The sequence below is a fragment of the Sediminicola luteus genome, from assembly GCF_002514735.1.
Taxonomy (GTDB): Bacteria; Bacteroidota; Bacteroidia; order Flavobacteriales; family Flavobacteriaceae; genus HQA918.
The window spans coordinates 1,032,088-1,053,057 of sequence record NZ_KZ300476.1 but is presented as its reverse complement, the minus strand read 5'-3'; the positions used below and the strand labels follow the sequence as shown (position 1 = coordinate 1,053,057).

Genomic DNA, 20,970 nt, shown 5'->3' with positions numbered 1-20,970 from the left:
GCTGCGTAAGCATCCCAAAATTTGTCGCCTCCATTTATTCCTGTAACCGGAATTGGAGACGCCTGTTTTTTTGATGTTCTTCTTGGTTACAGTGTATACAGTCGTTGATCGGTTCTTCTTCACCCCTGCCTTGTATTTTGAGATATGTAGGGTCTACTCCTTTGGATACCAAATATGTTTTTGCGGCCAAGGCCCTGTTTTCCGATAGTTTCATATTATAATGCTTTGAACCACGTGTATCGGTATGGCCTACAATAACCAAGGTATGGGTCGATTGCTCTTTCATGACTTCGGCCAGAACATCCAAACGTGTTTTTTCATAATCTGATAATGCCGTTTTTTCGAACGGGAAAGAAATGGGGTCTTCGTTCAAGGGGCTTAAGGCGGCCAAGAGAAGTGATTTTTCTTGGTTACGTAACCTATAGGCCTTCGCTTCTTCAGATTCTTGAAGGTGTACCATAAGTTCTTGCGACGATCCGGTCAAATCCAATACTTGTGAATAGGTTTTGTAACCATCTTTCTTTATACGGAGCGTACTACCCGCTTGTTTGGGTGTTTTAAACATGAATTCACCTGCACTATCAGATTTGGCTTCTGCGATGGTACGGCCAAATTCATTTACTATACGTACCAAGGCCTTGGCCACCGCTTGTTCTTGGGGTTCCCCGGTAATGGTACCATATAGGACCAATTCCGAAAGTTTGTTAATCGGATTAAGTTGGGTCAATTGATAAATGTCATCATTATCCCCACGGTTCGAACTGAAAAAGCCCACCCCGTTTTCTGAAATAAGATGAAAGGCATAATCGTCTTTATTACTGTTAATGGGTTTTCCTAGGCTAATAACCGCATTTTGGGGTTGGGTAAGGTCTTTAAAGTATATATCGTAACCTCCAAGGCCTAAATAACCGTCAGAGGAAAAATACAAACCTTTTTCGCCATCTGAATATGGGAACGATTCCCTTCCGGGTGTATTTATTTCCGGGCCCAAATTCACAGGTTCGCCCAAACTTCCATTTTCGTTAATGGCTACCTTGTATAAATCGGTTTGACCAATGCCCCCTTCTCGATCAGAGACAAAATATAAGGTTTTGCCATCATTGGTTAGAGAGGGGTGGGCATTATTAAATTCTTTTCCGTTAATAGAAAGGTTTCTTACCTTTTTCCATTTTCCGTTTTTATGGGTAGCCCGGAAAATACCTAAATGTACAATACCGTCTTTACCGGTATTAACCCTGTGCGTTGCCGTAAAATACAAATGTTTACCGTCTGGTGTTATAGCCGGGGAAGATTCGTGAAAGGCGGTGTTTACATGGCCTTTTAATCGCATGGCCTCACCAAACGGACCAGACTCAGGATCCAAGGCAACTTGATACAGGTCAAAAAACGGGTCGTTGGTCCAAGCATCTACGATAAAACTGTTTTCCCGTCCACGGGCCGATGCAAAATAAAGTTTGCCCTCATGATAAGAGGCACCATATTCACTTTTATCCGAATTGCCGGGCATAATCGAAATCGTATAATGGTCGTCTCCCGTATCTATAAAATCAAGTATATGTTCTTGGCCTATGCCTTTAACATAGTGGCCATACATTTTTTTAGCTTTGTTTTGGCTACCATTGGCCTGAAGGGATTGGGCATAACGTAAATACTCGATGGCCGTTATGGAATCGGGCCATTTTTCATATAATATGGAGTACCATTTTTCGGCATCGGTATAACGGGCATTGTAATAATGGGCCATACCTAATTGACGAAACACATGTATATTGCCTTGGCCTTCAGCTACCATGTTTTCGTATTTTTTTATTGCTTGGCTAAAAGAGAGTGCGCTAAAGAATTCATTGGCTTTACCCAAATCTTTTTCCTGTGCAAAGCTGGCTGCGAATAGAAAGAAAACCAATATATATGTTGTGTACTTCATGGGTGTCGGAAGTGTCTTTACAGTTTAAAAGAATCTAGGAGACATATTCCTTCGTACTCTCCTCATAAAATCGATGCGTAAGAATACCTCATGGGAACCAGAATTGTATTGGGCTAGGTCGGTGGTGTCGAAATCATAGCCATAGCCAATGAAAATGGCATTGTTTACCTGAAATCCGGCCAAGATACTAATAGCAGATTCCAGTCTGTAAGAAGCCCCTAACGTAAAAGATTCGTTTATCAAGAAATTGGCTGATACATCTACCCCAAGCGGGGCACCGTTTACCGCTTTAACTAAAAAAGCAGGTTTAAACTGTAGGTTTGGATTTAAGGGGAAGACATAGCCCCCCATTAAGTAGAGATGCATTTTTTCTTGTATGGTAGTATTGGCGATACCATCGTAATGCGAGGTGGTGACTAAATTTGGTGTAGAAACCCCAATATATCCTTGGTCGTTGTACAAGTACAAACCGGTACCAATGATGGCGTTCCCACTTTTTTCCGTATTGGCAAAACCGGCATCGCCCGGATTTAGGATATTGATATCGTTAATGTTTAGATTGAGGTTGAAATACCCTGCTTTTAGGCCAAATGCCAAATGGGTTCTACCATCGCCAAAGTGGATAGCATACGAAAAGTCGCCAGCAAAATAGGTTTCAGTCGATGGCCCAATGGCATCACGTAACACGGAAACGCCTAAACCGACCCGATTCCATGCCGGTGAGTGGAAGGTGAGTGTTTGGGTTACGGGGGCACCATCTATTCCTACCCATTGCGACCTATAGCTTAACATGGCAGATGGGTAGCCGGTACTACCGGTATAAGCCGGGTTATATAGTTGGGTATGGTACATATAACTTGAGAACTGCGCCTCTTGTTGCGCCAATGCCGTATAGCAAGTAAAAGAAAAAATCAAGATTAGGAATCCCTTTAGGGTATTTCTCATCGCTCCAGTATTTTGGGTTTAGCTTGTCGCCCAACTGGTTAAGCTTATATGGAAACCTGGGTTAAGGTCAGGTATACGCAGCTATACAACTCAGTTGAACTGATTCGTTTTTACGATTAAGTGCAAGCTAAGCTATTTGGTAGTTTGTTTTCTTACTTTTGTTGCGAAACAACGTGTATTGTGTGTAATCCAATAGCTATTCGTTGTAGGGTAATTCCTTCTTTATGAAATTTTGACGAATCTCAATCTTTTTCAGATTAGCGAAGTTGTATAAAAACCTAGGTTTTTCAGCTTAAAGAAGAGCAACTAGTCTTTCAAGTGCCATGCCCCTAGAACCTTTTATTAAAATAGTTGACGAAGGCAAGCTGTTTGATTCTAAATAGGCCGAAATGGCATTAAAGTCGGAAAAGGCCTTTTTACTGTTAACTGCTGCTGAAAAATTCATGCCTATCAAATATACCTGATTGATTTTTTTTGAAAAAGCCATTTCCGCAATGCGCTTATGTTCGGCCTCGGCGATGGCTCCCAATTCGAACATATCCCCTAAAAAAACCACTTTGTTTTTGGCTATTAGCTTATCGAAGTTTTCCAAGGCCGCCTCCATGCTTGAAGGGTTGGCGTTATAGGCGTCAAGAATTATTTTATGTCCATTCTTTTCAACAATCTGAGATCGATTGTTTGTAGGGCAATAACCCTCTAGGGCGTTGACCATTGATTCGGTGCTAACCTTAAAATAAGAACCAATCAATAAAGCAGCGGCGCAGTTATTGGCATTATACCGCCCAATAAGCTGGGTTTGAATATTGTGGTTGTCATAATCCAAATTAACGAAGGGTTCCGCAGCTATGTTTAAAATAGTACAGTTAAAATCGGCAGTAGATCCATAGTTTAATTTATTCGAATAGCTTTCCAAAAGATCCGCCTGCTTTTTATCTTGACCGTTATAGAAAATGCAGCCTTGGTTCTTAATCAAATATTGATAAAGTTCACTTTTTCCGATGACTACACCTTCTTCAGAGCCAAATCCTTCTATATGGGCCTTTCCAAAATTGGTGATATAACCATGAGTGGGCTGTGCCAAATTTGACAAAAACTCGATTTCGCCAATATGGTTGGCGCCCATTTCTATAATGGCGATTTCTGTTTTAGTTGTTATACGAAGCAAGGTCAAGGGTACCCCGATATGGTTGTTCAGGTTCCCCAAGGTGGCCAAGGTTTCGAACTTTTTTGATAAGACCGATGCGATTAATTCTTTGGTTGTGGTTTTGCCGTTACTTCCGGTTAGGCCAATAACGGGTATGTTGAATTGCTTACGGTGATGCTGGGCTAATTGCTGCAATGCTTTTAAACTATCTTCAACAAGAAAAGTATTTGGGGGTTGGGCAAATTCTACTTCGTCTACCACGGCTAATGCGGCTCCTTTTTCCAAGGCTTGCTGGGCAAAACGGTTGCCGTTAAAGTTGGGTCCCTTTAGAGCGAAGAAAATGCATCCTTTGGTTATTTTACGGGTATCGGTACAAACTTCGGGTTGCGCCAAGAAGTAATCGTATAGCTTGCTTATCTCCATAAGGCGAAGATAAAAAAAGAGGGCGTTCCGATCGGAACGCCCTCTTTTTTATTTGATAGACAAGCCCTAGTTTCTAACCTTCTTGGATCTTGGGGTCTTGTTTTTACTTTTCGATTTAGAACCGACCCTAGACATGGCACATCGGAAACCGATATAATCGGTAGCCATATATTGGGGTAGGTATCTACGTTGTGCTGGGTCTAACCAGTAGGCACGGTCTCTCCAAGAACCTCCTTTGTACACACGTACCTCATCGTTTATTAAACTGGTTCGGTTGTTCGATTTGTCGTACTCCCTAACGATTTTTCCTTCTTCATCTTTAGAGACCTTATGACGGGGCGAATCGTACATTTGACGTTTCGAACTTTCGTCTTTGTCTTCTTCATCGGCAAAGCGATCATAGAAGCGTGACGAACCTATTTCACCATCACGGTAACTGCGGTTATCACTGCTTGAGAAGTTGGTTCTTAAGTAGGTTTCATTTTCGTCAACCGGTACCATTTTAATCTCACCGGGTAGGTTTACGGCTACTACTTTACCGTTTGGTAAGGTATCGTACACAATAGAATCGCGTAAAACGTTTACCTTCCCATCTTCACCGATGGCGGTTTTCATATAAATGTTACCACGGTAATAGTTAAAGTCGTTGGCTTCGTCGTCTACGATTGGGCGATATACATCGGCCACCCATTCGGCTACGTTACCGGCCATGTCATAAAGGCCAAAATCGTTGGGTTTGTACGATTTTACTTCGGCGGTAATATCGGCATTGTCATCAGACCAACCTGCGATTCCACCATAATCACCTTTGGCTTGCTTAAAGTTGGCCAATTGGTCGCCGCGCCCTACGCGTTGTCCGTTTCGGGTATAATCACCTTCCCACGGGTATTTTTTGCGTCCACGGTAGTTGTTGTATTCCCTCGAACCAATTTGGGCTTGGGCAGCGTATTCCCACTCGGTTTCGGTAGGTAGACGATATTCAGGTAAAATTACACCGCTACTACGTTTGGCAAAGGTAGATACGGAATCTTTCTTCATCTTTCCTTGAAGTGAGTCGATTTGTCCGCCATAAATAGATTCTGGACGGTTCAAATAGGCTTCGGTGCTGAAAGATTCTCCCATTTCACCTTCCAAAGGCTTGTATTTGGCTTCTTGTGAAAGGTATCCTTCACGCTCCAGCATAACTTCGTTCACCCTATCGGTACGCCATTCGGAATATTGAACGGCTTGTATCCAGTTAACACCTACAACAGGGTATTCCGAATAGCCCGGGTGACGGAGATAGTTATTGGTCATGGTTTCGTTAAAGCCCAGTCGGTTTCTCCAAACCAAAGTATCAGGTAAGGCTCCGGTATAAATATTGGCATATTTTGGGTCTTCCGGTGGATAAACACTTTTTAGATAGTCTAGGTATTCGAGGTACATAACATTGGTAACCTCGGTCTCGTCCATATAAAAGGACTGTACGTGCTGTGCGGTTGGGGTATTGTTCCAATCGTGCATCACATCGTCTTGCACCTTTCCTTTGGTAAAGGTACCACCTTCAATGAATACCAATCCGGGGGCGGTTTCTTGTTCCTTAAAGTCGGAATTGTATTGGAAGCCACCTTCCTTGGCGTTGATTTTCCATCCGGTAGCCCTAGAGACGTTCTTACCACCGGAAGAGGAATTCTTACAGCCGGTGACCGCTAGCGATATTGCTACACAGGATAGTACAACCTTGATACATTGTTTTTTCATAATAAGGGCTTGCGTTTTCAAGATATGGGCGTTACCATAACTTTGATCTTCAATTAGCGTTACAGTTGGCATTAGAACGGAAAAACCTATTGATTATTTTACGCTGTGGAAAAATAATGGAAAGGCATCATTAATAAAATTACGTCGCCATGCCGAGAATGCTATAACGAAATATGTGAAAGGTTAGTATGAGGGCGACACAACTTTTTCCCAAAAATGACGTTAGACGATAAGATATGTCTTTTTGACCTTGTTTTTGGGAGGCTCGAACAAACTATAATTGTTTTGTTCTCTTAATAGTAGCTAATACCGGAACACAGTTTAAAAGAGGCCCATTTAATATGAAAATTTTAGGTTAAGGAAAATTGTATGTTGTTAATTTCTTTAATCAATGCCATAAACAAACTATTGAAATGAAAAAGATTTTTTTAACCACCTTACTACTTGTGGTAAGTCTTAATGTAATGGCTCAAGAAGATAGGGTCATAACCACTGCAGTACCTTTTTTAACTATAGCTGCCGATGCTAGGGCAGGCGGAATGGGTGATATGGGTGTTGCTACCGATGTAGACGCTTTCTCCCAACAATGGAACCCCGCCAAATATGCCTTTTTGGGGCAAGAAATGGTGGTTGGGGCGGCCTATACGCCTTACCTCGAAAGTGTAATAACAGATATATCTTTATTGAATGCTACCTTCGCCAAGAAAATAAATGAACGTAGTGCCTTTGCTGTTGGCCTACGTTATTTTGGATTAGGTGAAATTGAGTTAAGACAAAATGCAGCTGATCCAGGGCGTTTGGCCAAGCCTAACGAATTTGCCCTAGACGGTTCGTATTCATTGAAGTTGAGCGATAGATTTAGTATGGCCGTGGCCGGTAGGTTTATCAATTCTAACCTCAAATTGCCAGATGGTACCGGTTCATCAGATTCGCAATCCGCAAGTTCGTTTGCTGTAGATATCGCGGGTTATTACCGCTCTAAAGAAATTGCTTATAATTCTTTTGATGGTCGCTGGAAGGCTGGATTCAATATCTCGAATATTGGAGGTAAGATGCAGTATGATGAAGGTGGACAAGAAAACTTCTTGCCGGCTAACCTAAAGTTTGGTGGGGGCTTCGATTTTATTTTGGATGCTGATAACGTATTGTCTTTGAATGCCGAATTCAATAAGTTGTTGGTGCCAACCCCTCAAGATTTTGATGGTGATGGCGATATTGATTCCGAAGATAATGACGAGTATAACCAGATTGGTGCCTTTGAAGGTATCTTTAAATCTTTCGGCGATGCTCCGGATGGTTTTAGTGAAGAATTAAAAGAAGTAACTTGGGCCTTGGGTGCCAATTATTCCTTTAGGGAAGCCTTTATGTTGCGTACAGGTTATTTTCACGAAAGTGAAGAAAAAGGATCGCGACAATTCTTTACCATGGGGGCCGGGTTTAAATACAATATGGTAGAAATAGATCTTTCGTACCTGTTCTCAACTTCCAATGTTCGTAATCCTTTGGAGAATACCTTGCGTTTTTCCCTTATCTTTAACTTAGGAAGGGAATACGATAACTTTTAATGAAAAGAATAAAAATATCTTTTGAGGTAGAGATTTATCCAGATGTAACCGCACTTTCAGAGCAAGAACGTCAATTAATGGAATCGGCCGTAGAAGCCAGGGAAAAAGCATACGCCCCATACTCTAAATTTAGGGTTGGGGCGTCTGCTCTTTTAGACAATGGTCAAGTGGTTCAAGGTAGCAACCAAGAGAATGCTGCCTATCCGGCCGGGTTATGTGCCGAAAGGGTGGCCGTATTCTATGCAGGGGCCAACTTTCCAGATCAATCTATTGAGATGATTGCCATTACGGCAGCGTCAAACGAAATAGATGTAGATAAACCCGCGGCACCTTGTGGTAATTGCCGGCAATCACTTTCCGAATACGAATTCAAACAAAAAAAGCCCATTGTGTTATTGTTAATGGGCGAAAAAGGGGAGGTGTACAAATGTGCGTCTATTTCCGATATTCTTCCCCTAGGCTTCAATAATTCGTATTTGCCATAGTTGGCTGATTCCGTGTTCGAAAACGATATAGGTTTTTTTAAGCCCTATTCGTACTCCTTAAATGTTTTCCACTACCGATTTAATGTTTATTTTTGTTTTCGGTTTTTCGAAAATGGTCACATGGTATAATGCCTTTTATGTGATTAAAGAATTACCACTTAGAAGTTGAGGTGTCCGAACCCATAGTTATTGTATAGGTGCGGCGGAGGAAAAACAGGAATAGAAAGATGAGGCATCTAGAAAAACTGGCCTTTTAATAAAGGGGTGTTGATAGATGTTGCGTGTGACCTATTTAAAGACAATTAGAAAATTCACATGAAAGAAATTACCAAGGAGGTTTACCTGAAATGGTACGAAGACATGTTGTTCTGGAGAAAGTTCGAGGACAAGTTGGCTGCGGTGTATATCCAGCAGAAAGTGAGGGGTTTCCTCCATTTGTATAACGGTCAAGAGGCGGTATTGGCTGGGTCGTTACATGCCATGGATCTTACCAAAGATCGTATGATAACGGCTTATCGTAACCATGTACAACCCATTGGTATGGGTGAAGATCCGAAAAGGGTTATGGCTGAACTCTATGGTAAATCTACCGGTACATCAGGCGGAAACGGAGGGTCTATGCATATTTTCTCCAAAGAACACCGTTTTTATGGTGGACACGGAATTGTGGGCGGACAGATTCCTTTAGGTGCCGGATTGGCTTTTGGCGATAAATATTTTAAGCGAGATTCCGTAACCCTTTGTTATATGGGTGACGGTGCCGTAAGACAAGGTTCTTTGCATGAGACCTTTAACTTGGCTATGTTATGGCAACTTCCGGTGGTTTTTATCTGTGAGAACAATGGTTATGCCATGGGTACTTCGGTAGAACGTACCGCCAACCACCAAGAAATCTGGAAATTGGGTCTGGGCTACGAAATGCCTTGTGGTCCCGTAGACGGTATGGATCCCGTTTCCGTTGCTAGTGAGGTAAGTAAGGCCGTAGAGCGGGCACGTTCAGGTGGTGGGCCTACTTTCTTAGAAATGAAAACCTATCGTTATAGAGGTCACTCTATGTCAGATGCCCAGCATTATCGCACCAAAAAAGAGGTAGAAGAGTATCGTAAGATCGACCCGATTACCCAGGTGCTCGATGTAATCAAAAAGGAAAAATACGCCTCTGACGATGAAATCAAGACCATAGATAAGCGTGTTAAGGACTTGGTGAAGGAATGTGAGCAGTTTGCTGAAGATTCAGACTTCCCGGCATTGGATCAGATGTACGATACCGTATACGAGCAAGAAGATTATCCATTTATAAAACATAAACTCTAACCTATGGCCGTTATCGTAAATATGCCAAGGCTTTCGGATACCATGGAAGAAGGTACCGTAGCCGCATGGTTGAAGCAAGTTGGTGATCGTGTAGAAGAGGGCGATATTCTGGCAGAAATCGAAACTGATAAGGCGACTATGGAGTTTGAGTCTTTTCAAGAAGGGACATTACTGCATATCGGGATACAGGAAGGGGATACCGCTCCGGTAGATTCCCTATTGGCTATAATCGGTGAAGAAGGTGAGGATATTTCCGGTCTTTTAACTGGTACAGCTACCGAAACTGCCGCCGAAACCGTTGAGGCGAAAGAGGAAGCAGTTGTCGAAGCCACTCCGGCTGCCGACGTTCCTGAAGGGGTTGAGGTGGTAAAAATGCCACGTCTTTCCGACACCATGGAAGAAGGTACCGTAGCCACTTGGTTGAAAAAAGTAGGTGATGCCGTAGAGGAAGGCGATATCTTGGCCGAGATTGAGACCGATAAGGCTACTATGGAGTTTGAGTCTTTCTATTCAGGAACTTTATTGCATGTCGGCATCCAAGAAGGTGAGAGTGCCCCGGTAGACGATGTGTTGGCCATAATTGGCCCGGCCGGTACCGATGTGTCCGGTATATTGGCCGGAGGAACTCCAGCTAATGCTCCAAAAGAAGCGGCCAAGGCCGAGGTTAAGACCGAGGCCCCGAAGCAAGAGTCTGCGCCGAAACCAGTCCAAAATACCAGTGGTAGGGTAATCGCCTCACCATTGGCCAAAAAGATAGCCAAGGAAAAAGGCATCGATTTATCTACGATACAAGGTAGTGGTGATCATGGTAGGATCATCAAAAAAGATGTTGAAAACTATCAGCCCAAGCAAGCTGCACCAGCTGCGCAAGAGGCACCTGCCAAAGCTGTAGCTACTTTTGCCCCGGTAGGCGAGGAAAGTGTTGAAGAAGTGAAAAATTCGCAAATGCGTAAGGTTATCGCCAAGCGTTTGGGCGAGTCCAAGTTCACTGCTCCGCACTACTATTTGACTATTGAGGTCGATATGGACAATGCTATGGCATCGCGTAAGCAAATTAATAATTTGCCCGATACCAAAGTATCCTTTAACGATATGGTGGTAAAGGCTTGTGCCATGGCTTTGAAAAAGCATCCGCAGGTAAATACCACTTGGAACGAGAATACCACCATTTATAACCAACATGTTTCCATAGGTGTTGCCGTTGCGGTTCCAGATGGTTTGGTGGTTCCGGTATTAAAGTTTACCGATCAAATGGGATTGACCCAAATCGGTACCGCGGTTAAAGATTTGGCGGGTCGTGCCCGAGATAAAAAAATTGCTCCGGCAGAGATGGAAGGTAGTACCTTTACGGTTTCCAACTTGGGTATGTTCGGTATACAAGAGTTTACCTCAATCATCAACCAACCCAATTCAGCCATCCTATCGGTAGGTGCCATTGTTCAAAAGCCCGTCGTTAAAGACGGACAAATCGTTGTGGGTAACACCATGAAGGTTACCTTGGCTTGTGATCACCGTACGGTAGATGGTGCCACAGGAGCACAGTTTTTACAAACACTTAGGGCTTACCTAGAAAATCCAGTGACCATGCTGGCATAGTTAAGCTAAAATTAAATATTGAAAAAGCATCCTGCCAAAACGGGATGCTTTTTTTATATTCGGATACTGTAATTAGCTCTTTTGAATATGGGTATGATAAAATTAAATAATATGGTTGCGAAAATATCAGTGTCAATTTTGTTGCTATTGGGTCTGGCTTGCAAAAGCAGCAAGCCTTCCAGTGCGATATCAATAGAGGCGGCCAAAGCAAACCAGGTAGAGGTGACCCAAATGATGGAAGCCTTGACCTCTGATGACATGGCCGGTCGGGATTCTGGTACCGAAGGAATAGAGAAGGCTGCCGTTTTATTAGAAACGGCTTTTAAGTCCTATGGGGTTAACCCCTATTTTGAAACCTATCGCGATAGGCTGTCGAATTTTGATAAAGCTACCGATAATATTGTTGGTGTAATACCCGGAACCGACCCCAAAATGGCAGAAGAAATTGTGCTATTTGGTGCGCATTACGATCATATCGGTAAGGGTAAGCCCAATGGTACGGACGATATTGCCAATGGTGCCAATGACAACGCTTCCGGTACTACGGTGGTAATGCAATTGGCTAAGTATTTCGCGAAAAGAGGGGGGAATAAACGTACCCTGGTTTTCGCTTTGTTCAGTGCCGAGGAAAAAGGCTTATTAGGCTCGAAGCACTTGGCCCAGAAAATGAAGGCCCAAGGGGCTTCTTTATATACCATGTTCAATTTTGAAATGGTCGGGGTGCCCTTGGTAGATAAAGATTATCTGGTTTACGCCACAGGTTACGAAAAGTCGAATATGGCGGAAGTAGTCAATAGTGTGGCCGCACAAAAGATAGTAGGTTTTTTGCCAACGGCCAAAGAGTACAATTTGTTCCAGCGTTCCGATAATTATCCTTTTCATGAGGAATTCGGGGTGCCATCACAGACCTTTTCTACTTTCGATTTCACCAATTTTGAGCATTACCATGGGGTGGGCGACGAAATGGAGTTGATGGATATGGCCCATATGACCGAATTGATCAACACCATGGCCCCGGTTTTGGAAAAAGTGGTCAATCAGGCGGAACAAAATATTAAATACAACTAATGGCAAAAATCATTGTTACCGGTACCAGCAGGGGGATTGGATACGAATTATGTGCATTACTTTTGGAAGCAGGGCATGAGGTATTGGCCTTATCCAGAAAGGTTGCCCATATGCCAAAACATAAAAACCTTACGGCCTTATCGTTTGATCTGGCTGAAAAAACGGATTACCAAAAATTAGATGTCCTACTTCAGGCATGGGGTAAGGTGGATGCCTTGGTACACAATGCCGGAAGGTTGTTGAATGCCCCTTTCATGGAAACGGAATGGGATGACTTTGAAAAGGTCTATGAGGTAAATGTGTTTGGGGTAATGCGGCTAACCCAAAAAGTATTGCCGTATATGCAAAAGGGCGGACACGTACTTACCGTAACTTCCATGGGCGGAATACAAGGCAGTGCCAAATTTGCCGGTCTATCCGCTTACAGTTCCAGTAAAGGGGCTGTAATTACGCTAACCGAGTTATGGGCGGAGGAGTTTAAGGAAAATGGTCCGGCCTTTAACGCTCTAGCTTTGGGGGCGGTACAGACCGAAATGCTCCAAGAGGCCTTTCCGGGCTACCAAGCTCCATTATCGGCAGCGGAAATGGCAGAGTATATCATGGATTTTACCTTGACCGGGCAGCGCTATTATAACGGGAAAACCCTACAAGTTTCAAGTAGTACCCCCTAATATGTCAAAATTTAAGGCGGTGATTTTCGATTGCGACGGGGTTTTGGTAGACAGTGAGGCTATTGGTACGGGTATCTTGGTCGAAATGGCCAACGAGCATGGCGCCAATATAAACCTGGCCTATGGCTATAAACATTTCAAAGGCAGTTTTATAAATGCCTGTATGGCCCATATTGAAAATCGGATAGGAAAAGAATTGCCCCATGATTTTGAGTCCGAATACCGGCGTCGCTCCTTTGAAGGTTTCAAGGAAAAAATCACACCCATTGCCGGAATAGAGTCGGTTTTGGATGCAATTGAAATCCCCTTCGGCGTGGCTTCCAGTGGCCCGCCTGAAAAAATCAGGTTGAATTTGGGGCTGACCGGTTTGCTACCTCGTTTCGAAGGTCGAATCTATAGTTGTTACGATATCGGCAAGTGGAAACCCGATCCGGCTATTTTTATCCACGCCACTGAGCAACTTGGAGTAAATCCCCAAGACGGTTTGGTAATTGAAGATTCGCCCCAAGGGGTTAGTGCCGCACTGGCTGGTGGTTTTACCGTATTCGGTTATAGGCCGCATCAAGAATTGGACTCCTTGGAAGAGGCACACAAAGTGTTTGATACGATGTCACAGTTGCCCGATTTAATCCAGTGTTACCATGGATGAGGTTTTGGCTAAATATGTGCCGGAGAGGGCGGTAGCGCGTTGTGTAGAGTTGATCAAAACACATGGGGTGCACCTAAAGATCGTGGGGCAGCGGCAAACCCGGCATGGCGACTATAGGCGTATGCCCGATGGCCGGCATAAGATAACCGTCAATGCTAGCCTTAATCCCTATCGTTTTTTGATGACCTTGGTACATGAAATTGCCCATTTGATTGCTTTTGAGACTTACGGCAGACAAATATTGCCACATGGCAAGGAGTGGAAACATTGTTTCCAATCTTTAATGCTGCCGTTTATCCGTCCAGAGGTTTTTCCGCCCAAACTATTACCCTTATTGGCACGACATTTTAAAAACCCCAAGGCTAGTAGTGATACCGATGCCGAACTGTCAATAGCCTTAAAACAATTTGACGGGCCTTCGGATAAGAGTTATGTATACCAATTGCCTTATGGCAGCGTTTTTAAGATACATAATGGAAGAAAGTTCAAAAAAATAAATAAAAAAACAAAGCGATACGAATGCCTCGAAATGGCTACGGGACGTATGTTCCTGTTTCAGCCCAATGCCGAGGTGGAGTTGATAAACGATTAAGAAATGGATAAAAATAAATACGCCGTATTAATGGCCGGAGGGGTAGGTTCCCGTTTTTGGCCGGTAAGTACATCCCAAAATCCCAAACAGTTCCACGATATGTTGGGAGCAGGAAAAACTTTGATCCAAAAGACCTTTGATAGGTTGAACCAGTTTATACCGGCCGAGAATATACTGATTCTGACCAATGAGCGGTACAACGATTTGGTGTTGGAACAGTTGCCCAAGGTAACCCAAGATCAGGTGGTTTTGGAACCGGCTATGCGCAATACGGCCCCATGTATTTTATATGCGGCCCTAAAAATCCAAAAGCAAAACCCCGATGCCGTTATGATCGTGGCCCCTAGTGACCATTGGATCGAAGACGAGGCGGCTTTTGCACGCGATGTAGAGGCAAGTTTTGAAAAATGCAAGGAGACCGGCGTGTTGTGCACACTTGGGATTAAGCCAAGCTTCCCGAATACGGGGTACGGCTATATTGAATTCGACAAACAGGCCACCGAAAACCTAAAACCGGTGGCCCAGTTCAGGGAAAAGCCCGATTATGCCACCGCACAACAGTTTTTGGAACAGGGTAATTTTCTGTGGAATGCTGGTATTTTTATGTGGAGCGTGCAAACCATCGTAAATGCGTTTACCAGCTATCAGCCCGAAATGTTCGAACTGTTTCAGCGGGGCGTGTCAGCGTATAACACTACAGATGAAAGGCAATTTATACAGGAGAACTACGGTAAGGCTGAAAATATATCCATAGATTATGCTATATTAGAGCGATCCAAGTCTATTTTCGTTTTGCCTGCTTCTTTCGATTGGAACGATTTGGGTACTTGGGGATCCCTGTATGATAAGTTGGAGAAGAATGCCGAAAACAATGCCATGGTAAATGGTAGGTTGTTGGCCGAAGATGCCCAAGGTAACATGATTCGTACCAATGCCGGAAAACTGGTGGTCATCGATGGGTTGCAAGATTATATCGTAGTCGATAAAGATGAGGTCTTGATGATCTACCCAAAGGCAAAAGAACAAGATATTAAAAAAGTCGTATCGAAAGTGCGTGATACTTTCGGCGATGAACTAGTATAACATATGAGCGAAGCATTAGGGAACAAGCCCAATCCGACCAACGGTAATGTTGAAGGGGGCCACGAGGTAAAACGCGATTTTCAAGGACTGCTGGGCAGTGTAAAGAAGTTTCTATGGGAACTGCTTGACATCAGGCATAATACCGATCAGGAAGCCACCAAAGAATCGATTATCGCCGATATACCCTTTAAAGGCCACACCTCGTGGATTTTGATTTGTTCCATCTTTATTGCTTCCATTGGTCTAAACGCCAATTCTACCGCAGTGGTAATCGGAGCGATGCTTATTTCTCCCCTTATGGGCCCTATTTTGGGTATTGGGCTATCGTTGGCCATAAACGATATCGATACCTTGAGACGGTCGTTGAAAAACTTCGCGGTAATGATTGGACTCAGTGTGTTAACGGCCTATCTATTCTTTGCGGTGACTCCCTTAAAAGAAGAGTCTTCCGAGCTACTGGCGCGTACCTCGCCCGATATCAGAGATGTATTGATTGCCTTTTTTGGTGGTTTGGCCTTGGTAATCGCCCGGGCCAAAAAAGGGACCATTGCTTCGGTTATTTTCGGGGTGGCGATTGCCACGGCCTTAATGCCGCCTTTGTGTACCGTCGGTTTTGGTTTGGCCATTGGCAATTGGGGCTATGCCACAGGGGCCATGTATCTGTTCATTATCAATACCATGTTCATCGCTTTGGCGACTTTTGTGGTAATCAAGTTTCTGAGGTTCCCCATGGTGCGTTATGTGAATTCGAAACGGCGTAAGCGTATTGCCCAGTTAACTTCCATAGCGGCCTTTTTGGTTATGATTCCGGCCGGATATACCTTTTATAAGGTGTACAAACGTTCGGTATTCCAGGCGCAGGCCCAGACCTTTATCCAAGAGCAGGTGCTGTCTTATAAATTCCAAAAAGACGGGCGTTTGTTGCAGAACAACAGTGTTATAGAATATAACGAGGGTGAAAATCCGTTGGTTGAATTATTGTTCGTGGGTAGTGAGACCATTCCTGAAAATGTAATCGCTACTTGGCAGGCGCAAAAGAACAAATATTCCCACTTGGTAGATTCGGAATTACGTATCGTACAAGGGGCCAAAAGTGAGGCCGGGGACCAATTGAAATATGTGAGTGAGCTTTATGAATCCAAAAAAGCAGAGCTAACTTCTAAGGATGCTAAGATTAAATTTTTGGAAGGTGAGTTGGCCCGGGTCGGTAAGTTTGCCGATGTACCCTTTGCCGAAATTGCCCAAGAGGCCAAGGTGAATTACGAAAACCTTCAGAGTTTGGGCTTTAGTTATAAACTGGTTACCGATTTTACCAAAATAGACACCGTACCTGTGTTTGAGGCCAAATGGAACGAAGCCGCCCTGAAAAAACCGAAACAGGTAGAGGCCGACACCAAAAAACTGGAAGCCTGGCTTAAGCTAAGATTGCATAACGAAAGTGTGGGGGTTTCAGGAGAATAATTGGTTGTACTGACCAGATAGCGGATTGCTAAGTTTGGCTTAATTACGCTCTTCCAAATACATTTGGCGTACTTTTTTGAACAGTTCTGACGAATACACAAAATTGGTTACCGCTTCATTGTCTGTTTTAAAAATTTCGTTTTTAGTGCCTTCCCATTCCTTATAACCGTTTTTAAGGAAAACGATTTTCTCTCCGATTTCCATAACCGAATTCATATCGTGGGTGTTTATTACCGTGGTAATATCGTACTCCTTCGTAATTTCCTGAATGAGATTATCGATTACAATGGCTGTTTTGGGGTCGAGGCCCGAATTAGGTTCATCACAAAACAGATATTTCGGGTTCATTACAATGGCCCGGGCAATGGCTACCCTTTTTTGCATACCACCGGAAATCTCCGAAGGATATTTTTTATGGGCATCATGTAGGTTTACCCGCTGTAAAACCATGTTTACACGATCTTCCATTTCGGAACGGGCTTGTTTGGTGAACATCTCCAAGGGGAACATCACATTTCCGGCCACGGTCATGGAGTCGAAAAGGGCGCTGCCCTGAAAAACCATGCCCATTTCTTGGCGCAGCATCCGTTGTTGGTCCCTGGTTAAATCGGCATAAATTTGTCCGTTGTAACTTATGCTGCCTTGTTCCGGGCTAAACAATCCTAAAAGACATTTTAAGAAAACCGTTTTTCCCGACCCACTTTGCCCAATGATCAAATTGGTTTTTCCTTTGTCAAAACAAGTACTGACCCCTTTTAAAATATGCGACTCTCCAAAAGACTTGTGAATGTTGTCTACCTCTATCATTAGCCGAGCATTAATTGGGTTAAGGTGTAATTGGTAATGATGATTACCACTGAGGTCCAAACGAAAGAAGTGGTACTGGCCTTGCCTACTTCCAAGGCGCCGCCTTTCATATAATAGCCATGAAAAGAGGGTACGGTGGCAATGATAAACGCAAAGGCCAAGGTTTTCATGAATGCATAAAAAACGTGATAGGGTATAAAATCGAGTTGAATACCGTTAATAAAATCGGCACTGGAGCTGAAGCCTCCAAAAACCCCGGCAATCCACCCCCCGAGAATACCCACGTTCATGGCAATAGCAATCACGAATGGGTACATAAGCATGGCAATGATTTTTGGGAAAACTAGATAGTTCAGGCTGTTTACTCCCATGACCTCAAGAGCATCGATTTGCTCGGTAACCCGCATGGTACCAATACTAGAAGTAATATACGAACCTACTTTTCCCGCCATGATAATGGAGGTAAAGGTGGGTGCAAACTCGAGTATAACCGATTGTCGGGTGGCAAAACCGACCAAATATTTTGGTATTAATGGGTTGGTAATATTCAATGCGGTCTGTATGGCCACAACGCCTCCAATAAAAAAGGAGATAAAAACGATGATGCCCATGGAGCCGTATATCAACTCGTCGATTTCCTTAAGGATCAGGTTCCGCATCACCGACCATTTGGTGGGCTTTTTAAAAAGCTCCCAAACCATTATCCAATACTTGCCAATAGCGGCGATTTGCTTCATAAGGTAAAAATAGGGGTATTACCTAAAAAAAACAGCATGCAATTGCTTTTTAACCCCTGCTTAAATTAGCGATGATGTATTTTGACTATTTTTGGGGCTTTAATTTATCAATATGTCATTGCTTAAAAATGTTGTCTTAGCGGTTTTGGGTGGTCTTATAATAGTGCCATCGGCCCTAAATGCCCAGCGTAAGAAAAAGAATAAAAAAGTAGTTGCTCCAGTGATCATGGAAACCCAGGTGGCTGAATCGCCAAAGTTGGTGGTCGGTATCGTGGTAGATCAGATGCGTTACGATTATTTAACACGTTTCTGGGGGCATTATACCCAAGGAGGTTTTAAGCGTATGGTACGTGAAGGCTTTAACTGTAAGAACAACCATTATAATTATGCGCCTACCAGCACAGGGCCGGGGCATGCCTCGGTATATACCGGTACCACCCCTGCTACCCATGGAATTATTGGTAACAATTGGTACAGTAAGGCCGAGGGTAAAAGTGTTTACTGTGCTGGCGATCCCAGTTTTACTTCCGTAGGCTCTAATGCTGACGATGGTAAAATGTCGCCCCATCGTATGCAGGTAACCACAATGACCGATGAACTTCGGTTGCATACCCAAAAGCGGGGTAAGGTCATAGCCATGTCAATTAAAGATCGTGGGGCTGTACTTCCGGGCGGACATATGGCCAATGCTGCTTATTGGTTCCGAGGAAAATCGGACGGACATTGGATTACGAGTTCATTTTATATGGATGCCCTCCCGAATTGGGTGGCCGAATACAACCAAACCCATTCCGTGTCGCAATATAAAAGACCATGGACAACGGTCAAAGATATAGCCGCTTACCAAGAAAGCGGAACTGATAAGAATAACTACGAAGGGCTGTTCGAAGGGGAGGAGGCTGCTGTTTTCCCACACGATTTGCCCGCTCTTTGGGATGCCAATGGAGGTTATGATATCTTAAAGGCAACTGCCTTTGGTAATAGCCTTTTGGCCGATTTTGCCATTGCGGCTCTAGATGGTGAATCGCTGGGTACCGATGCCGATACCGACTTTTTGGCCGTAAGTTTTTCGAGTACCGATTATGTTGGCCATAAATATGGGGTCAACTCAAAAGAGGTTCAGGACACCTATGTGCGTTTAGATCAAGATTTGGAACGTTTTTTCAATGCTTTGGATAGCAAGGTGGGTAAAGGCAACTATACCGTTTTCCTGACCGCAGATCATGCCGCCATTGATGTGCCGGCCTATTTGGCCGATGAGCGTATCCCGGCCGGATATATCGATGAGGACAAGGTAATGTCTGAGTTTGACGAATACCTTAAATATAATTTTGGCACTACCGATATCGTTAAGGCGAGCTCTAATAATCAGCTCTTTTTAGATCATAAGATTATAGAGAATTTAGATTTGGAGCTGTCCAAAGTGCAAGAGATGATGGCCAAGGAGTTGGTTAAACACGAGGGCATTGAAAAAACTTTTACCGCCAACCAACTTTGGTCTAACAACTATACCCGTGGTTTAGGTTATATTTTGCAGAACGGTTACCATCAAAAACGAAGCGGCGATGTGTTTTATGTATTGTCGCCGGGTACTATAGATTACCCAAAGACCGGGTCTACCCATGGTTCGCCACAAATATATGATACCCATGTGCCTCTATTGTTTATGGGGAAAGGGATTCGTAATGGGGCAACGGCCGAACGTACTGAAATCGTAGATGCCGCCCCGACCATTTCGGTGTTATTGGGTATGGCGTTTCCTAGTGGTACCACCGGTAAGCCTGTCGCAGCAGCTCTAAAATAAGTCTGTACATATCCTTTCCCCTCAAAGGAGAAGGGGTTGGTATGTCTTGAAGTTAATTCGGGTAGGTAAGGGTGTTTAACTTTGGTGTTCCAAAGATTAGAGCCCTAGTTTACCCAAAACACCTTTCCAGCGTGTTTTTCGAATGAAACGGGCTTCTTCCGAGGTGACCAAAAACGGGGTTTTCGTTTTTTTGGCATGGAAAAACCCGGCTAGGTTGTCGGTTAATGCAGCCAATTTTTTGGAGCGCATGGCGGTCTTGGCCGATGCGATCAAACTGATCCAAAAACCATAGCCCATGGTGTACATGGCATGGCCCTGCATTAAGCGCGATTTTTGGGTGTAGGCTCCCCCTGTGGGCCGCAAATGCTTTACGATAAGTTCTAAATGGGTTTGGGTCTCAAAACCGTGGTATTTGGCTAGGAGGGTGTCCAGTGTATCCCATCCAATGGCTGCTCTTGGTCCACCTATGGCCTCAAAACACCCTTTTGAATAGAGTTTGATCGGGCCCCGCACATGGGTTTTGTCAGCGATGGACTCATATTGCCATTGGTCATTTTTCTTAATATAAAGTAGGCCTGAGGCTAATCCCAAATTTTGGTTTTTCGTAAAAAAAGGGCTTAAACTTGAAAAGTAATCTTTCGGCAATACGATGTCGGCATCGAACTTTCCGATAAGGTCGTAATCTTGTTTTAAATGGCGTACCCCATACCAAAAGGCATTGATCACTTTTTGGCCTGGCATATGTTCTTTACTCGATTCGTGGTGTACTAGTTGTATCCAATTGTGTTTTTGGGTATAGGTTTCTGCAATTTTAGGGGAATCGTCGGAAGAATTGTCATTTACCAATATCAATTGATTCGGACGCTTGCTTTGTTGAACAAAGGAATCCAAACATTGGGCCAAATGATCCGCTTCGTTATAAAAGGGAATAATGATCGCTATGTGTAAGTGGCGATCCATTC

18 protein-coding genes are annotated in these 20,970 nt (G+C 43.7%); 11 read left to right on the top strand and 7 right to left on the bottom strand.

Annotated elements, in window-relative coordinates; translation table 11 throughout:
• Positions 1 to 34: 34 nt before the first annotated feature.
• The 4 genes from B7P33_RS04365 to gldJ form a co-directional block, all read right to left on the bottom strand.
• Complete coding sequence (locus tag B7P33_RS04365; protein ID WP_097440702.1) at positions 35 to 1,924, bottom strand: OmpA family protein; 1,890 nt, start codon at positions 1,922 to 1,924, stop codon at positions 35 to 37.
• Positions 1,925 to 1,948: 24 nt separating this feature from the next.
• The gene (locus B7P33_RS04360) at positions 1,949 to 2,869 is read right to left on the bottom strand and encodes a PorP/SprF family type IX secretion system membrane protein (RefSeq protein WP_097440701.1); all 921 of its coding nucleotides are present in this window, start codon (positions 2,867 to 2,869) and stop codon (positions 1,949 to 1,951) included.
• Between the two features lie 292 nt (positions 2,870 to 3,161).
• Positions 3,162 to 4,436: a UDP-N-acetylmuramoyl-tripeptide--D-alanyl-D-alanine ligase gene (locus B7P33_RS04355; RefSeq protein ID WP_097440700.1), complete on the bottom strand. Its 1,275-nt coding sequence runs from the start codon at positions 4,434 to 4,436 to the stop codon at positions 3,162 to 3,164.
• 66 nt (positions 4,437 to 4,502) lie between these two features.
• Complete coding sequence (gene gldJ / locus B7P33_RS04350) at positions 4,503 to 6,176, bottom strand: gliding motility lipoprotein GldJ (protein ID WP_097440798.1); 1,674 nt, start codon at positions 6,174 to 6,176, stop codon at positions 4,503 to 4,505.
• Positions 6,177 to 6,589: 413 nt separating this feature from the next.
• Here gldJ and porV point away from each other — a divergent pair, with 413 nt between their 5' ends.
• The 10 genes from porV to B7P33_RS04300 all read left to right on the top strand — a co-directional run bounded on the left by porV (position 6,590) and on the right by B7P33_RS04300 (position 16,660).
• Positions 6,590 to 7,741, top strand: coding sequence for a type IX secretion system outer membrane channel protein PorV (gene porV, locus B7P33_RS04345; protein ID WP_097440699.1), 1,152 nt, complete (start codon positions 6,590 to 6,592; stop codon positions 7,739 to 7,741).
• The gene (gene cdd, locus B7P33_RS04340; RefSeq protein WP_097440698.1) at positions 7,741 to 8,226 is read left to right on the top strand and encodes a cytidine deaminase; all 486 of its coding nucleotides are present in this window, start codon (positions 7,741 to 7,743) and stop codon (positions 8,224 to 8,226) included. Before porV ends, cdd begins: the two co-directional genes overlap by 1 nt.
• Positions 8,227 to 8,541: 315 nt before the next feature.
• A complete protein-coding gene (gene pdhA, locus B7P33_RS04335) occupies positions 8,542 to 9,540 on the top strand; it encodes a pyruvate dehydrogenase (acetyl-transferring) E1 component subunit alpha (RefSeq protein ID WP_097440697.1) in 999 nt (332 codons plus the stop codon).
• A 3-nt stretch (positions 9,541 to 9,543) separates the two neighbouring features.
• The gene (locus B7P33_RS04330) at positions 9,544 to 11,136 is read left to right on the top strand and encodes a pyruvate dehydrogenase complex dihydrolipoamide acetyltransferase (RefSeq protein ID WP_097440696.1); all 1,593 of its coding nucleotides are present in this window, start codon (positions 9,544 to 9,546) and stop codon (positions 11,134 to 11,136) included.
• Between the two features lie 111 nt (positions 11,137 to 11,247).
• Positions 11,248 to 12,204 carry a M28 family metallopeptidase gene (locus B7P33_RS04325; protein WP_097440797.1) on the top strand — a complete coding sequence of 319 codons (957 nt, stop codon included), beginning with the start codon at positions 11,248 to 11,250 and terminating at the stop codon, positions 12,202 to 12,204.
• Entirely contained in the window at positions 12,204 to 12,875 is a 672-nt protein-coding gene (locus tag B7P33_RS04320) for an SDR family NAD(P)-dependent oxidoreductase (RefSeq protein WP_097440695.1), read from the top strand. The genes B7P33_RS04325 and B7P33_RS04320 overlap by 1 nt, the downstream gene beginning before the upstream one ends.
• Position 12,876: 1 nt before the next feature.
• On the top strand, positions 12,877 to 13,524 hold the full coding sequence (locus B7P33_RS04315; RefSeq protein WP_097440694.1) for an HAD family hydrolase: 648 nt from the start codon (positions 12,877 to 12,879) through the stop codon (positions 13,522 to 13,524).
• On the top strand, positions 13,517 to 14,116 hold the full coding sequence (locus tag B7P33_RS04310; protein WP_097440693.1) for a SprT-like domain-containing protein: 600 nt from the start codon (positions 13,517 to 13,519) through the stop codon (positions 14,114 to 14,116). The genes B7P33_RS04315 and B7P33_RS04310 overlap by 8 nt, the downstream gene beginning before the upstream one ends.
• Before the next feature lie 3 nt (positions 14,117 to 14,119).
• A complete protein-coding gene (locus B7P33_RS04305) occupies positions 14,120 to 15,199 on the top strand; it encodes a mannose-1-phosphate guanylyltransferase (RefSeq protein WP_097440692.1) in 1,080 nt (359 codons plus the stop codon).
• Positions 15,200 to 15,202: 3 nt separating this feature from the next.
• Positions 15,203 to 16,660, top strand: coding sequence for a DUF389 domain-containing protein (locus tag B7P33_RS04300; RefSeq protein WP_097440691.1), 1,458 nt, complete (start codon positions 15,203 to 15,205; stop codon positions 16,658 to 16,660).
• 39 nt (positions 16,661 to 16,699) lie between these two features.
• Here B7P33_RS04300 and B7P33_RS04295 read toward each other — a convergent pair whose 3' ends face one another.
• Together B7P33_RS04295 and B7P33_RS04290 are read right to left on the bottom strand one after the other, a co-directional pair.
• Positions 16,700 to 17,467: an ABC transporter ATP-binding protein gene (locus B7P33_RS04295; protein ID WP_097440690.1), complete on the bottom strand. Its 768-nt coding sequence runs from the start codon at positions 17,465 to 17,467 to the stop codon at positions 16,700 to 16,702.
• Complete coding sequence (locus B7P33_RS04290) at positions 17,467 to 18,204, bottom strand: MlaE family ABC transporter permease (RefSeq protein ID WP_097440689.1); 738 nt, start codon at positions 18,202 to 18,204, stop codon at positions 17,467 to 17,469. The genes B7P33_RS04295 and B7P33_RS04290 overlap by 1 nt, the downstream gene beginning before the upstream one ends.
• A 112-nt stretch (positions 18,205 to 18,316) precedes the next feature.
• Here B7P33_RS04290 and pafA point away from each other — a divergent pair, with 112 nt between their 5' ends.
• Positions 18,317 to 20,008: an alkaline phosphatase PafA gene (pafA, locus tag B7P33_RS04285; RefSeq protein WP_097440688.1), complete on the top strand. Its 1,692-nt coding sequence runs from the start codon at positions 18,317 to 18,319 to the stop codon at positions 20,006 to 20,008.
• 96 nt (positions 20,009 to 20,104) lie between these two features.
• Here the strand turns inward: pafA and B7P33_RS04280 are convergent, their stop codons facing one another.
• Entirely contained in the window at positions 20,105 to 20,968 is an 864-nt protein-coding gene (locus B7P33_RS04280; protein ID WP_097440687.1) for a glycosyltransferase family 2 protein, read from the bottom strand.
• Positions 20,969 to 20,970: the final 2 nt, after the last annotated feature.

Coding starts and splice junctions, on each gene's coding strand:
- B7P33_RS04365 (WP_097440702.1), bottom strand. CDS start 1,924: ATGAAGTACACAACATATATATTGGTTTTCTTTCTATTCGCAGCCAGC.
- B7P33_RS04360 (WP_097440701.1), bottom strand. CDS start 2,869: ATGAGAAATACCCTAAAGGGATTCCTAATCTTGATTTTTTCTTTTACT.
- B7P33_RS04355 (WP_097440700.1), bottom strand. CDS start 4,436: ATGGAGATAAGCAAGCTATACGATTACTTCTTGGCGCAACCCGAAGTT.
- gldJ (WP_097440798.1), bottom strand. CDS start 6,176: ATGAAAAAACAATGTATCAAGGTTGTACTATCCTGTGTAGCAATATCG.
- porV (WP_097440699.1), top strand. CDS start 6,590: ATGAAAAAGATTTTTTTAACCACCTTACTACTTGTGGTAAGTCTTAAT.
- cdd (WP_097440698.1), top strand. CDS start 7,741: ATGAAAAGAATAAAAATATCTTTTGAGGTAGAGATTTATCCAGATGTA.
- pdhA (WP_097440697.1), top strand. CDS start 8,542: ATGAAAGAAATTACCAAGGAGGTTTACCTGAAATGGTACGAAGACATG.
- B7P33_RS04330 (WP_097440696.1), top strand. CDS start 9,544: ATGGCCGTTATCGTAAATATGCCAAGGCTTTCGGATACCATGGAAGAA.
- B7P33_RS04325 (WP_097440797.1), top strand. CDS start 11,248: ATGGTTGCGAAAATATCAGTGTCAATTTTGTTGCTATTGGGTCTGGCT.
- B7P33_RS04320 (WP_097440695.1), top strand. CDS start 12,204: ATGGCAAAAATCATTGTTACCGGTACCAGCAGGGGGATTGGATACGAA.
- B7P33_RS04315 (WP_097440694.1), top strand. CDS start 12,877: ATGTCAAAATTTAAGGCGGTGATTTTCGATTGCGACGGGGTTTTGGTA.
- B7P33_RS04310 (WP_097440693.1), top strand. CDS start 13,517: ATGGATGAGGTTTTGGCTAAATATGTGCCGGAGAGGGCGGTAGCGCGT.
- B7P33_RS04305 (WP_097440692.1), top strand. CDS start 14,120: ATGGATAAAAATAAATACGCCGTATTAATGGCCGGAGGGGTAGGTTCC.
- B7P33_RS04300 (WP_097440691.1), top strand. CDS start 15,203: ATGAGCGAAGCATTAGGGAACAAGCCCAATCCGACCAACGGTAATGTT.
- B7P33_RS04295 (WP_097440690.1), bottom strand. CDS start 17,467: ATGATAGAGGTAGACAACATTCACAAGTCTTTTGGAGAGTCGCATATT.
- B7P33_RS04290 (WP_097440689.1), bottom strand. CDS start 18,204: ATGAAGCAAATCGCCGCTATTGGCAAGTATTGGATAATGGTTTGGGAG.
- pafA (WP_097440688.1), top strand. CDS start 18,317: ATGTCATTGCTTAAAAATGTTGTCTTAGCGGTTTTGGGTGGTCTTATA.
- B7P33_RS04280 (WP_097440687.1), bottom strand. CDS start 20,968: ATGGATCGCCACTTACACATAGCGATCATTATTCCCTTTTATAACGAA.